At 48.3% G+C, this 14785-nt stretch carries 11 protein-coding genes and 2 tRNA genes; all 13 read left to right on the forward strand.

The window, feature by feature from the left end; all coding sequences use genetic code 11:
• The gene (gene carB / locus MHB84_RS22135) at positions 1–3219 is read left to right on the forward strand and encodes a carbamoyl-phosphate synthase large subunit (RefSeq protein WP_076288147.1); all 3219 of its coding nucleotides are present in this window, start codon (positions 1–3) and stop codon (positions 3217–3219) included.
• A gap of 111 nt (positions 3220–3330) precedes the next feature.
• Positions 3331–4071: an orotidine-5'-phosphate decarboxylase gene (gene pyrF / locus MHB84_RS22140; protein WP_076288148.1), complete on the forward strand. Its 741-nt coding sequence runs from the start codon at positions 3331–3333 to the stop codon at positions 4069–4071.
• The gene (gene pyrE, locus MHB84_RS22145; protein WP_076288149.1) at positions 4068–4709 is read left to right on the forward strand and encodes an orotate phosphoribosyltransferase; all 642 of its coding nucleotides are present in this window, start codon (positions 4068–4070) and stop codon (positions 4707–4709) included. The genes pyrF and pyrE overlap by 4 nt, the downstream gene beginning before the upstream one ends.
• A gap of 289 nt (positions 4710–4998) precedes the next feature.
• The gene (locus MHB84_RS22150) at positions 4999–5919 is read left to right on the forward strand and encodes an ABC transporter ATP-binding protein (protein WP_246318205.1); all 921 of its coding nucleotides are present in this window, start codon (positions 4999–5001) and stop codon (positions 5917–5919) included.
• A complete protein-coding gene (locus MHB84_RS22155; protein ID WP_076288150.1) occupies positions 5882–6997 on the forward strand; it encodes an efflux RND transporter periplasmic adaptor subunit in 1116 nt (371 codons plus the stop codon). The genes MHB84_RS22150 and MHB84_RS22155 overlap by 38 nt, the downstream gene beginning before the upstream one ends.
• Positions 6997–9903: an ABC transporter permease gene (locus MHB84_RS22160; RefSeq protein WP_076288151.1), complete on the forward strand. Its 2907-nt coding sequence runs from the start codon at positions 6997–6999 to the stop codon at positions 9901–9903. Before MHB84_RS22155 ends, MHB84_RS22160 begins: the two co-directional genes overlap by 1 nt.
• Positions 9904–9905: 2 nt before the next feature.
• Entirely contained in the window at positions 9906–10769 is an 864-nt protein-coding gene (locus MHB84_RS22165) for an ABC transporter ATP-binding protein (RefSeq protein ID WP_063567873.1), read from the forward strand.
• A gap of 21 nt (positions 10770–10790) precedes the next feature.
• Entirely contained in the window at positions 10791–12245 is a 1455-nt protein-coding gene (locus MHB84_RS22170; protein WP_076288152.1) for an ABC transporter substrate-binding protein, read from the forward strand.
• 132 nt (positions 12246–12377) lie between these two features.
• Positions 12378–12542, forward strand: coding sequence for a hypothetical protein (locus MHB84_RS22175; RefSeq protein WP_167666091.1), 165 nt, complete (start codon positions 12378–12380; stop codon positions 12540–12542).
• Between the two features lie 72 nt (positions 12543–12614).
• Positions 12615–12688 (forward strand) — tRNA-Met (locus MHB84_RS22180).
• Positions 12689–12744: 56 nt separating this feature from the next.
• Positions 12745–12818 (forward strand) — tRNA-Ile (locus MHB84_RS22185).
• Between the two features lie 238 nt (positions 12819–13056).
• Positions 13057–13425, forward strand: a complete 369-nt coding sequence (locus tag MHB84_RS22190) for a hypothetical protein (protein WP_076288153.1) — start codon at positions 13057–13059, stop codon at positions 13423–13425.
• 23 nt (positions 13426–13448) lie between these two features.
• Complete coding sequence (locus tag MHB84_RS22195) at positions 13449–14681, forward strand: sialidase family protein (protein ID WP_076288154.1); 1233 nt, start codon at positions 13449–13451, stop codon at positions 14679–14681.
• The last annotated feature ends 104 nt before the right edge of the window (positions 14682–14785 follow it).

Consider the following 14785-nt stretch of genomic DNA (forward strand, 5'->3'; position numbering starts at 1 on the left):
ATGCCGATTAACAAAGATCTCAAAAAAATCCTGGTGATTGGTTCAGGTCCAATCGTCATCGGTCAAGCGGCCGAGTTCGACTATGCCGGTACACAAGCATGCCAGGCACTGAAAGAAGAAGGCGTGGAAGTTGTACTCATCAACAGCAACCCGGCTACGATCATGACGGATACCAACATGGCTGACAAAGTATACATCGAGCCAATCACACTGGATTTTGTAACGCAAATTATTCGTCAGGAACGTCCAGACGGTTTGCTGCCTACCCTTGGCGGTCAAACAGGTCTGAACATGGCTGTGGAACTGGCACGTGCCGGTGTGCTTGAACGTGAGAATGTTAAACTACTCGGAACTCAGCTCACTTCCATTGAGAAAGCGGAAGACCGTGACTTGTTCCGTGATCTGATGCGCGAGCTGGAACAGCCTGTACCTGAGAGTGTAATCGTAACTACACTTGAGGAATCACTTGATTTTGCGAATGAGATTGGTTATCCAATCATCGTCCGTCCAGCTTACACGCTTGGCGGAACAGGCGGCGGAATCTGTGCCAACGAAGAAGAACTGCGTGAGACAGTCGTAGCAGGTATTCGGTATAGCCCGATCGGTCAATGTCTGGTTGAGAAGAGCATCGCAGGCATGAAAGAAGTCGAGTATGAGGTTATGCGGGACAAAAACGATAACTGTATCGTGGTCTGCAACATGGAAAACTTTGACCCGGTAGGTGTTCATACAGGTGACAGTATCGTTGTGGCACCAAGCCAGACGTTGTCTGACCGTGAATATCAAATGCTGCGCTCAGCTTCCCTGAAAATTATCCGTGCCCTCAACATTGAAGGTGGATGTAACGTACAGTTTGCGCTTGATCCGCACAGCTTCCAATACTATGTTATCGAAGTTAACCCACGGGTAAGCCGTTCTTCGGCACTAGCTTCCAAAGCAACGGGATATCCAATTGCTAAGATGGCTGCCAAAATTGCAATGGGTTACACACTGGACGAAATCGTGAATCCGGTAACGGGCCAAACATATGCATGCTTTGAGCCAACACTGGACTATATCGTGAGCAAAATCCCACGCTGGCCGTTTGACAAGTTTATCTCAGCGAACCGCAAACTGGGTACACAGATGAAAGCGACAGGCGAAGTTATGGCGATTGGCCGTACATTCGAAGAGTCAATTCATAAAGCTGTTCGTTCCCTGGAAATCGGCGTACACCGTCTGTATCTGAAAGATGCCGAAACCCTTGATGAAGAAACGCTGAACGAGCGTCTGGTCAAAGCTGACGATGAGCGTATCTTCCTGATCGCTGAAGCATTCCGCAGAGGGTATACATTGCAACAGCTTCAAGATCTGACGAAGATTGACTGGTGGTTCCTGGATAAACTCGAAGGGCTGATCCGCTTCGAAGATCGCATTCGTGAGGAATCCGAATTGTCCTCCGAAACCTTGTATCAAGCGAAGCGTCTTGGTTTCACAGACCGTGCCATTGCTGAGCTGCGGGCTGAAGGTCAACCAGGAGGTACGCTAACGAAAGAAGCTGAAGTCAGAGCACGTCGTGAAGAGGAAAACCTTCGCCCAGTCTACAAAATGGTAGATACATGTGCAGCTGAATTTGAAGCAACAACGCCATATTACTACTCTACTTACGAAACTGAGAATGAAGTCATTCCTTCAGATAAGAAAAAAGTAGTTGTGCTTGGTTCCGGTCCAATCCGGATCGGTCAAGGGATTGAGTTTGACTACTCAACAGTACACGCAGTATGGGCTCTGCAAAAAGCAGGCTATGAAGCAGTTATCATCAATAACAACCCGGAGACCGTGTCTACGGACTTTAATACATCAGATCGCTTGTACTTTGAACCTCTGTTCTTCGAAGATGTAATGAACGTTATCGAACAGGAACAGCCTGTAGGTGTTATCGTACAGTTTGGTGGCCAAACGGCAATCAACCTGGCAGCACCACTGCGTGCCGCTGGTGTAACGATTCTCGGAACAGATCTGGAAAACATTGATGAGGCAGAGGATCGCAAGAAGTTCGAGCGTTTGCTCTCCCGTCTGGAAATTGCACAACCAAAAGGAAAAACAGTCATTTCGGTAGATGATGCGGTTGAAACGGCTCAAAGTCTGGGCTACCCGGTACTGGTTCGTCCTTCCTATGTACTCGGCGGTCGTGCGATGGAGATTGTGTACTCCGATGCAGAATTGCTGACATATATGGAGCAGGCGGTTAAAATCAATCCGGAGCATCCGGTCCTGATCGACCGTTACATGATGGGTAAAGAGGTTGAGGTTGACGCGATCTGTGATGGTGAAACGGTATTGATTCCGGGGATCATGGAGCATATCGAGCGCGCAGGGGTTCACTCCGGCGACTCCATCGCGGTTTATCCGCCACAGCACCTGTCCCAGGATCTCAAAGAGAAAATTGTAGAGATTACAATCAAGATTGCAAAAGAACTGAAAACGATCGGTTTGGTTAACATCCAGTTTGTTATCCATAAGGGTGAAGTGTACATCATCGAGGTGAACCCGCGTTCATCCCGTACAGTACCTTTCCTGAGCAAAGTAACCAACATTCCGATGGCGAACTTGGCAACACAAGCCATTCTGGGCGTGAAGCTGAAAGACCTCGGATATGTGGACGGTCTGTGGCCTGAATCGGATCATGTTTCCGTAAAAGTTCCGGTCTTCTCCTTCGCGAAGCTGCGTCGTGTGGAACCAACGCTTGGACCTGAGATGAAATCCACAGGTGAGGTTATGGGTCGTGACCCGAATTACGCTAAAGCGTTGTTCAAAGGTCTCATCGGTGCAGGCATGAAGATCCCAGCCACCGGAGCAATCGTGGTAACGGTAGCCGATAAAGACAAAGAGGAAGCTGTTCCACTGCTTGAAGGTTTCTATAGACTGGGATACAAAATCATGGCTACCGGAGGTACGGCAGCTGCGCTTGAAGCAGCGAACATTCCGGTGACGACGGTAAACAAATTAAGTGAAGGTTCGCCGAACATTCTCGATATGATTCGCAGCGGCGAAGCAAACTTTGTGTTCAACACGCTGACCAAAGGCAAAACCCCGCAGCGTGACGGATTCCGTATTCGTCGTGAAGCGGTAGAGAACGGCATTGTATGTATGACTTCACTGGATACGATCCGTGCCCTGTTGATCATGCTGCAAACGATCAACTTCTCCTCTGAGGCTATGCCAGCTCTTGTACAATAAATAAGACGATTTGTCACTGATCAAGGACATCAGTCAGCCTTCGGGCTGGCGGGATGTCCTTTATATCGGGCAAAAACGGAAAAATCAAGCTTTTGGAAGGAGCGCTGGAATATGAATCACCCGAATTTCAACGAAATGGCTGGTCGTCTGATGGTTGCACTCGATTATCCGGGAGCAGAGCAAGCACAGGAATTGGTACAAGCTTTAGAAGGCATTCCCTGCTATCTGAAGGTGGGCATGCAGCTCTTTTACGCCGCTGGTCCGGACTTCATTCGTGAGTTGAAGTCAAAGGGGTACTCGGTATTCCTTGATGTGAAGATGCATGATATTCCCAACACGGTTCGTGGGGGTGCTGAAAGTATCACCCGTCTGGGAGTGGATATGTTCAATGTGCATGCAGCTGGAGGTACAAGCATGATGCGTGCTGCCCGTGAAGGTGCAGAGGCGGCTCTGGCTGCTGATCCTTCTCTTCGCAGACCTGAGATTATTGCGGTTACCCAGCTGACCAGTACCAGTCAGGAAACGATGAATACCGAGATCGGCATCCAGGGCAGCGTTGAGGCAGCAGTAGTCCGTTATGCAGGACTGGCCCATGAGGCAGGTCTCGATGGCGTCGTTGCTTCCCCGCTGGAAGTACCGGCGATCCGCGCAGCCTGTGGCAGTGATTTTCACACGGTCACACCAGGCATTCGTCCAGCAGGAAGTGGACTCGGAGACCAGACTCGTGTCCTGACGCCAGGTGAAGCCATTGTCAGAGGCAGCCATTACATTGTTGTAGGCAGACCAATTACGGGCGCTCCCAATCCGCGTGAAGCGGCAGAAACCATTTTGAAGGAGATGTTGAACGCATGATCGAACTTACTGAGATTCCTAACCATATTGCTTCCCAACTGTTGAAAATTAAAGCGGTGGCGCTGCGTCCGCAGCAGCCATTCACCTGGACATCCGGCATCAAATCACCAATCTATTGTGATAATCGTCTAACGATGTCTTATCCCGAGATTCGTAACGACATCGCTGAAGCTTTTGCTGCGATGATTCGTGATCAATACCCCGATGCAGAAGTCATCGCAGGTACTGCAACTGCGGGTATCCCACATGCTGCCTGGGTGGCGCAAAAGCTGAATCTGCCGATGGCTTACATTCGCGATAAAGCCAAAGGACATGGCAAAGAGAACCTGATTGAAGGTCTGATCACTGAGGGGCAGAAGGTTGTTGTCATTGAAGACCTGATCTCGACAGGTGGCAGTTCAATCAAGGCCGCTGAAGCAGTACGTGTAGCTGGGGCCACTCCACTGGTAGTACTGGCGATTTTCAGCTATCAGCTGGACAAAGGCATTAAGGCTTTTGAAGAAGCGGGAATTCCGCTGCAAACTCTGTCCAATTACACAGCTCTGATGGATGTAGCTTTGGCTGAGGGTACAATCCAGGAAAGTGATTTTGAACTGCTCAAATCCTGGCGTGAAGATCCTTCTTCATTTGGTAAATAATATCATTCACACCGGATTGAAAGGTTTGCTTGTGAACGGTATCAAAATTGTAATGATTGCCGCCATAGAGGCAAATTCATCGAATATTCAAGAGGCATCCCGCTCGTTGGGGTGCTTTTTTCGTTTGTTCATCAAAATATTAACTTTTTCACGGGAACGTTGTAAAAAGCTTGTAACTTTTAGTTGTGATCCGTCGTTTATAATGCAGTGTAGTATGGAATAGATTTCTATTTTTAGTGTCTTGATGAAGTGAACGGGATATGAAGAAAGGATGAGCGTGATTGCTGGCATGAAGAATTTATTTTCCAAAATCAGACCTGCCAAGAGCCAGTCAGGCGAGGACAGTGCAGTCGGACAAACGGAGCATAGGGAACCAGTCGGGCAGGAGGAATCGGCATACATAAGTGAACCGCAGAATACATCCATCGATCCGCACGACATAACCAGTGAAACAAGCCAGGAGGAAGTTGCGGTTGCAGCAGCTGAACCTGAAGTGAAGTCCAAGTCCTCCAAGAAGGATCTGTTGCCTCCATATGACGGACCTGTGCTGGAGGTTCGCAATGTTCATCGCAGTTTCCAGACGGGTAGCCGTATTATTCATGTGCTCAAAGGCATCGATATGGAAGTGAACCCGCAACAGCTGGTGATGTTGAAAGGGCGGTCAGGTTCAGGGAAAACGACGCTGCTCAATATGTTGGGTGGGCTGGATCAGCCATCAAGTGGAGATATTCTGTTCTCCGGCCAGCCTCTTCAGGATTGGGGCGACCGGCGGCGGACCGCTTTGCGGCGCAGAGAAATTGGTTTTATTTTTCAGGCGTATGCACTTATGCCTTTGTTGTCTGCCTGGGAAAATGTAGAGCTGTCGCTGCGCATGGCGGACGTGCCGCGTTCGGAATGGAAGGACCGTGTAGGTCATTGTCTGGATCTGGTCGGACTAACCAAACGGGTCAAGCACCGTCCATTCGAGATGTCCGGGGGAGAGCAGCAGCGGGTGGCCATCGCCAAGGCGATAGCCCACAGACCGAGGTTATTGCTCGCGGATGAGCCGACAGCTGAACTCGATTCCAAAATGGGAGCACAGGTTATGGCTGTATTTCGCAATATTATTGAAGTTGAACAAGTAACGATCTGTATGACTACACACGATCCTACGATTTTGGAGGTTGCGGACCATGTTTATGAAATGGCGGACGGCAGATTTATCAAGTAAAGGGGCCGCTCCGAAGAGGGGGAGACGCGCAGCGCTTATTGTGCTTAGTGCGATAGTGGCTGCAACGATGTCCGGCTGCTCTTTGCTGCCGGCTGAGACAGAGGAAGAAGTACTTCCGCCGATTACACCGCCAACGATCTCCAAGAAGCCGGAATATGAAGTTCGGACGGAGACGCTGGAGAAGAAAGTAAGCGGAAGCGGCAAGATGATGAGCCAGCGGGAGGAAAAGGTGTATTTTACGCTGGACGGTATGCATATCAAAGAGTTGAATGTAAAACCAGGGGATAAAGTGAAAAAAGGTCAACTTCTCGCTGTTCTTGATGTAGAGAGCGTGGAGAAGGAAATCCGGGCCAAAAACCTTCAGATTCGCAAATCGGAAGTGCAAATGAAGGAAACACTTCGCAAACGGGATGAGATGGACCCGGTAGAGTTCGAAGAGTCCACGATTGCCTTTGAAGAGCTACGTCAGGAACTCGCCGATCTGGAGGATCAGTTGGGTAAAGCCACTTTGACCGCTCCATTCGGTGGAACAATCATTGCTGTGCAGGTGGAGAAGGGTGCGGCTGTCAAAGCTTATGACCCGATTGCGACCATAGCAGATACATCCAACCTGGTTGTCGCAGCTACGTTTGCCAAGGAAGATCTGGAAAAGTTCTCGGCTGGCATGAAGGCGGATGTGGACATTAATGGCGCAGGCAAAGTGGCTGGCAAAGTCAAAGTGATGCCTGTAGCCCAAGCATCGGGAAGTGGAAGTGGTACCGGCGGAGGTTCAGGAGAAGGCGGAACGCCTCCAGCAAAAGAAAGCTTGGATCAATATGTGATCGTCTCGCTGGCGAAAATGCCGAAGGGTGTTGAACGCGGTACACCTCTAACGGTGTCAATTGTCACGCAGCGTACAGAGAACGCGATTGTCATTCCTGTATCCGCTCTGCGCTCCATCGGTTCAAGAACGTACGTGCAAGTGGTGGAGAGTGATGGAAGCAAGCGTGAAGTGGACGTAGAAGTCGGGCAGCAGACATCCACGGATGTGGAGATTCTGAAAGGTCTGACTGTTGGACAGAAAGTAGTGGGCCGCTAATGGGGCTGCCATTGCTTCGACTGTTGTTCCGCAAAATGTGGAACACTCGCTGGATGACGTTCAGCACACTGATCGGACTGATTGTGGCGGTAGCGTTCACCGTTAGTATTCCAATGTATGCCGATGGTGCGCTGAAGCGGGTCGTGGCCCAGACGCTGCAGGATAACAGTGAGGGACTGCCAGCCGGCTCGTTGCTCATGAGTTACCAGGCACCTGGTGGTGTGAAGACAGACACACGTGGTCTGGAAGAGGTGGATCGATATATTCGTGAGGATGTGCCTCGTGACATCGGATTTCCTTTTCATACGTATGTGAACTCCCGTTCCATCCGCAGCACGGAAGTGAACCCGGAAGACCCGACGAAAGTGGATGCCAGCCGGGTCCGCAGCATGAGTCTGGGTACGATGACAGGCCTGGATGCACAGGTTAATTATTCTGCGGGAGTGAAGCCGGGCAACCAGGTCAAGGACGATACGATTGAAGCGGTTATGCTCGAAGAGGGTATGTATCGTAACGATCTGCATATCGGAGATGTTCTGGAATATCCGATTTACAGCGGTCTCGATATTACGTTGCGTGTGAAGATTATAGGTTCTTTCAAAGCCGATGATCCTAGCAGCCCGTATTGGGTACAGGGATTTGACGGTATGATGAATGGACTATATGTGGATGAATCGGTATTTAATAATGTTTTGCTAAAGGAAAAAGGGATCCCTCTTCAGAATTCACGTTGGTATTATGCATTTGATCTGAAAGAGATTCAAACGAGCCAGCTCTCGGGATTGACCTCTGTGCTGGAAAGGCTGGATATCGATCTGTATCAGCGGTTGAAGGATACGAAAGTGGACATCACCTTCGGGGATCTGCTGAAACAATTCCGCAGTCAGAGTCTGCAATTGCAGACCATGCTGTTCACATTGGCAGCACCGATGATTGCGATGGTCTTTTATTTTATAGCCATGAATGCTAGACAGTCACTACAAAAGCAGGAAAGTGACATCGCGGTTCTTCGCAGTCGCGGAGCTTCTGCCCGGCAGATCTTCTCTCTTTATCTGCTTGAAGGTATATTCCTGGGAGCGATTGCTCTTGTCATCGGCCCGTTTCTTGGATGGTTTATGGCGAAAAGCATCGGTTCAGCGAGCGGATTCCTGTCGTTCGTGGATCGGAAATCCATTCCAATCGGAATATCAAAGGAAGCCATCCTGCTTGGCCTTATCGCCGTGTTAGTGGCAATCATAGCCTCGCTCATTCCGGCAGTAACTTATGCACGGGCCACAATTGTATCGGCTAAGCGTCGGCAAGCACGTACAGATCGTGCGCCGGTATGGCAGCGCTGGTTCCTGGATATCGCGCTGTTGGGGCTCGCCGGATATGGATACTACTTGTTCTATGAACGGCAAATGTTGACGTTCCAGACCGGAATGACGACAGATCAGCTTCAGGTGCAGCCGTTTCTGTTCTTTGTACCGGCACTCGCGATCTTTGCACTGGGACTGTTCTTCTTACGGTTGTTCCCGTGGATTTTGAAGCTGATACAGCTGATTGGGCGTAAGTTTCTCCCGGTTCCACTGTATCTGACACTGACGCAACTTTCGCGTTCATCATCTTCTTATTATCCCTTGATGATCCTGCTTGTATTGACACTCGGACTCGGTGTGTATAACTCGGCGGCGGCTCGTACCATTGATCTGAACTCAACCGAGCGTACATTATATCGCTATGGTTCGGATGTTATTATGCAGACGGTATGGGAAGGCACACCTGAGGTTAAGCCAACGGGTTCCGGACAAAACGGAGGTTCAGGCGGTGGACAGGGTGGAGGAAACGGTAGTGGTGGTTCTGGAGGCGGCGGTAACGGTGGTGGAGGTGGATCAGGTGGGGGCGGTGGTACTTCACAACCCACGAAGATGATCTATTCCGAGCCACCTTTTGAAGTGTTCCGCAGCCTGAATGGTGTCGAACATGCAGCGAGAGTGCTGCAAACGAAAGGCAATATTATTGTCTCTGGCAAATCAGGTGGACAGGGAATGCTCGTGGGGATCGACAATGTGGATTTTGCCCAAGTGGCGTGGTTCCGCAACGATCTGTTCCCGGCTCATCCTTATAAGTACCTTGACTTGCTTGGAAAATATGAAGGGGCCGTATTGATCTCTTCCAAATTTGCAGACAAATTCAAGCTCAAAACCGGAGACCTCGTCTCCATTGGTGTACAGGGCCAGGCGATTGAATTTGTGGTCTTTGGCATTATACCTTACTGGCCTGCCCAGTACCCGGATCAGATGCCGTTTTTCATTGCCAATCTGGATTACATCTATGATCAGGTGCCTCTGATTCCATATGAGGTCTGGCTTAAGATGGAGCCGGATGCCAAAGTCGCTCCTTTGATGGAGAAACTTGCAGCTGAAGGCATTGAGTTATCGTCTGTGCGCGATGTGCGTACAGAGCTGGTATCCCAGGGCAAACATCCGTCAAGGGGGGGAGTGTTCGGCATATTGAGTCTCGGATTCCTTGTGTCGGTGATTATTTCCCTGATCGGATACATTCTGTACTGGTTCTTCAATCTATCCGGGCGTGTAGTACAATTCGGTGTTCTGCGGGCAATGGGGTTATCCAGGGCGCAATTGAGCGGTATGTTGCTGCTGGAGCAGGTGTTCACGGCGGGTCTGTCCATCATTCTTGGTATTGGCATTGGTCAGGTATCCAGCCGTCTGTTCCTGCCCTTCCTGCAAACGACAGATAATGTGTCCGCACAGGTACCTCCGTTCCGAATTGTATTTGAAGAGAAAGATATGTTGCAACTGTATGGCGTGACCGTGGTCATGCTGATCATTGGAGCAACGATGCTGCTGTGGCAAATCCGCAGGCTGCGTGTTCACCAGGCAGTCAAAATGGGAGAGGAGAGGTAAACGTGATCCAATGCGAAGGACTTGTCAAAATTTTTAAATCCAGCGATGTGGAAGTCGTTGCCCTTCAAGGTCTCAATCTGACTGTCAATCAAGGTGAAATGATGGCCATTATCGGTAACAGTGGTAGTGGTAAATCCACATTGCTCAACATTCTGGGTGGACTTGATCGTCCAACAGCTGGTACAGCCGTTGTCGGGGATTGGGATTTGCTGAAAATGACAGATGCCCAATTGGTGGAGTACAAACGTCATACCGTAGGGTTCATTTGGCAAAATAACGGCCGTAACCTGCTGCCATACCTTACAGCACTGGAAAACGTGGAAACGCCCATGATTTTGGGAGGCAAGAGAGATCGCGCCTATGCCATGCAGCTGCTGGAGTGGGTTGGACTGAAGGATCGCATGCACAACAAGCTGCATCAATTATCCGGTGGGGAGCAGCAGCGGGTGGCAATTGCCATCTCGCTATCGAATCGCCCCAAGCTGCTGCTTGCCGATGAGCCAACAGGTTCGGTGGATTCAGAGACATGTGATACCATCATGGGCATTTTTCGCAAAATGAACAAGGAGCTCGGGGTCACGATTGTAATTGTTACTCATGATCTAACCCTTGCTGGTAAGGTGGACCGCATCGTGGCGATTCGGGACGGTTTGACTAGCACCGAGTTTGTGAAACGCAATCCGAATCTGGATGACGAACATGGCTTATCGGAGGCTGGAGCCCCGGATATTCATGAAGCTTTTGTCATTATTGACCGGGCGGGACGTCTTCAGGTGCCCAAGGAGTATCTGGAGGCGCTGTCCATTGATAATCGTGCCACATTGGAATTTGACGGTGAACGTATTGTCATTACACCGCCAAGATAATTTTAGAGGGGGAATTGGGAGATGAAGAACAGGTTTTGGGGAAAACGGGTGCTAGCCGTGCTGGCTACAGCCAGTCTGGCTTTGCCGCTGCTTGCGGGTTGTACAGCGAGTGAGTCCAAGGATAACGAGCAGCGTGTACTGCGTGTAGCGACGTTATGGGGGGGGCAGGATGACAGTTATTTCCGTCAGCAGTTTACCGATGCTTTTGAACTGACACATCCAAATATAACGATTGAAGTTGTACCAGCGGTAGATCAGGGCAGCATGTATGGGTATGGTAACCAGGAAGAACAGCAGGACATTCCGGATACGATGGAAAGCTTGAAGAAGATTATGACAGGAGATAACCCGGTAGACGTCATCGTGGCTGATACGGCGACAGTCAAGTCGTTAATTCAGGAAAACATGGTGAAACAACTGGACCCACTGATGCAGGAAGACAAGTTTGATACTACGGATATTGTGCCAAGTGTTCTCGAAGGAATCAAGGATTTGGGAGATCAGAGCATCTACGCTTTGACGCCAACGTTTTCCTCTTCAGCTTTGTTCTATAACAAGGGTATGTTTGAAAAAGCAGGCGTTGAGCCTCCAACGGATAACATGACTTGGGATGATATTTTCAACTTGGGTACACGCCTTACCAAAGGTGAAGGAAAAGACCATGTATTTGGTTTCTCTTTCAGTACCTATCAAGGCGGTTCTCCATACTATACGATGTCGCAGTATTATAACTCTTTGCAGCTGAAAATTTTTGATGACAAAGCGGAGAAAATGACTGTAGATTCTCCTCAGTGGGAGAAAGTATGGAGCACGATAAGCAAACTCGCCTTAGATAAAGTCATCCCTAAAGGAGACGAACCGCAGGATAATCAGGATGAGAGTGGACGTTATAATCCGCTTCAGGGTGATCTGTTCCTGAGTAGCAAAACAGCCATGGTGATTGGAGATTACAGTTACATTAATCAATTGATTGATGCCAATAAAAATGCGGATAAAATGAAAGGTTTTACGAAGGTAGACTGGGATGTTGTCACTCCTCCAGTGCATCCGGAGGCTCCTGAAATTGGAGGCAATATTTATCTGAGCAACCTTATGGCCATTAATAGTTCAGCTCAGAACCCTGATGATGCGTGGGAATTGATCAAGTATATGAACAGTGAAGATTGGGCGAAGATCAAAGCGCGCAGCAGTTACGAGATGGTTTCTCGGAAAAGCTTCATTAAACCGAAGGATGGTTTGGATTACAACATTCAGGCATTCTATACATTGAAACCTGTACCTCCGACTAATACGAACTTGGATAAAATGTATCAAAAAATGCCGAACCTGTGGCAAGTAAGTGATAAGGGTATGGAATACTTCAATCAAGTTCTTGCGAACAAAAAAACACCAAAAGAAGCGCTTGGTGAATGGGCAGCCAAAGGGAACGAGATGCTGGAGAAATTGAAAAAGAACCCTAAAGCCACGTTTCAATAAAAGTTAGATGATCTTGTAATAAAATCATAGATGCAGCCGCTGGAGATTTATATCTTCGGCGGCTATTTTTATGGAATTGGGGTATTCTACAAAAGCAGGGATAAATGATGACTTAAAGAAAGGACGAGTGGAATGCACTGGGTATATTTCAGCAAATTGTATGCAACCAAATTTCAGGCAGGGTGTCTTGCAAAACGGATGGAGCAGGATGGGTGGATTTATGGCCATAACGAGCCGGCTGAAGTGGAAGTATATCGTTCAAAAAAGGGGAGATATGGTGTACGCTTTATCCCCTAAACATTACCCCTTGACTTAATGGGTAGGTATGGTGTATATTAATTAAGTCGCTGTTTTAATATTTCTTACTGACGCGGGGTGGAGCAGCCCGGTAGCTCGTCGGGCTCATAACCCGAAGGCCGCAGGTTCAAATCCTGCCCCCGCAATTTAGTTTTACTGGATGATTCACAGCCATCATCTGAACGTTATACATTTTTGTTCAGGGCCCTTAGCTCAGTTGGTTAGAGCGGTCGGCTCATAACCGATTGGTCACAGGTTCGAGTCCTGTAGGGCCCATTCTCTCAAAACCCTTGCGTAGCAAGGGTTTTTTTCTATTGTTACAAACTCAAAATAAATACTAACTGAGCCTGGAACAAGCCTGCAAAAGCCCGATGGTGATCATCATCATTCTTTGCTGTTTTATCAAGGCTTTTTTATTGTGTTCTCCTTTAACAAAGAACCGGTACTACTTTAAATGATAGGCGCGTACAAATAGTGTAGTTAATTTGCGGTTCAAAGAGGAGGGATGGTTCGATTGCCAAACTCTACAGGATTGATTTACAATTCACCAACAGGTGCAAGTATGGCTACTCAGATTCTTGTAACTTGTTTAAATGATTCACTTAATATTCCTGTGAATATCGAGATTGAAGCGTTTAAGTGGGACACTACTCAGAATGCCAGAATTCCAATTGGGCACGATTTATTTCAATTAGGACCTCAAGCTTCTCGGACCTTGATTTATGCGCTGAATGGTGCAGCTTTTTATGAAGTCCAAGCGGACTACTTTAGTGCTACGAGTACGATCATTCATGTGTACGGCATTGATTCTACGGGTGAGATTATTCAACGCGTTTTACAGTCTGAAATGATATGGGTTGACCGATTTACGAATATTCCTTAACTTACGAATTGGAGGTGAGTGGTTTGCCCGTTGTAAATATTACAGGAGCACTTGGTGGAAATCAGTTCGAACCTTCTATAGCTACCAACGAATTGCTTCCCAATATCATGTGTGCGGTTGCAGTAGATACAAGTACAGGCCCTACGCTCATTGGGTTTTACCGTTCAATTGATACTGGGCAGACATGGACAACGACAATTTTGCAGCAACCTGCCGGATATGCTGGCGCCGAAGCACCAACCATTGATTACACATTTCCGAGTACGTTCATAGTGACAGTCCATATATTTAACGGTGATAATGACGGTACAATTATTAGTTACACGTCCCTAGATGATGGGGTGACTTGGACTCCTCCCGTGTTTGTGAACAGGGGATATGGTCTTATCGTTCATAATGATGAACCGTATATTGCAGTGGATCGAACACCTGGAAGTCCTTATCGGGGCAACGCGTATGTGGGGTACACACCTCTCGCTACCTTGGCATCGTCCATTTTTTTGCAGAGATCATTAGATCAGGGTACAACGTGGCAGACTCCAAGCCGAATTTCAAGCCCGAGAGGTTTTCATGATAGAAGTGCTATAGCTATAGGTTTTACAGGTGAGGTATATGCAGGTTATATTACTACGGGTCCGGACAGTCCGTACGCTTTACTTCGCATCTCGTACGATGGAGGGGCTACGTTTCAGCCACCTATTCAACAACAATCCACGTTGATCGCTTCTGTTGTGCCTGCACCATCTCCCTTACCTGTCACGAATTATGCTTTTCGAGTTCAGACGAACCTGGGCTTGGGAGCTGACATATCCAATGGAACCTTTAGTGGGACAGTCTATGCAACATGGAATGATGCGCGGAATGGATACACCGACATTTTCCTATGCAGTTCACCGGATGGGCTTCTATGGTCAGATCCCGTTAGCATTACCGGAGCACCTGCTGGGTCACAAAATTTCTTCCCCTCCATCACCGTATCGCCATTCACAGGAACTGTAAGGGTTATTTATTATTCCAATCAAATTGACGGGTTTCTTTTAGATGTGTTTGTGGCTGAATCGTTTGACGGAGGAGCAACCTTCGCAAATCGCAGACTCACGACGACTTCATTTAATCCTAATGGCAATTCCTCTACACCTACAGTATTAATTGGTGATTATATCACCGCTACAACGTATGCTCCCGATAATTTAGCAGCAGTTTGGATGGCAACCACACCGCCCACTGGAAAATTGGACGTTTATTTTGGAAGTTGATGAATTCCAAGTTATGATGAGAATATTTCAAATAAACAACGGTAAGAAAGCTCTGTTGGCACAATGCTACGGAGCTTTCTTTGACAGGCTCATGTGAACGAACT

Source organism: Paenibacillus sp. FSL F4-0087 (assembly GCF_038020215.1).
Classification (GTDB): domain Bacteria; phylum Bacillota; class Bacilli; order Paenibacillales; family Paenibacillaceae; genus Paenibacillus; species Paenibacillus taichungensis.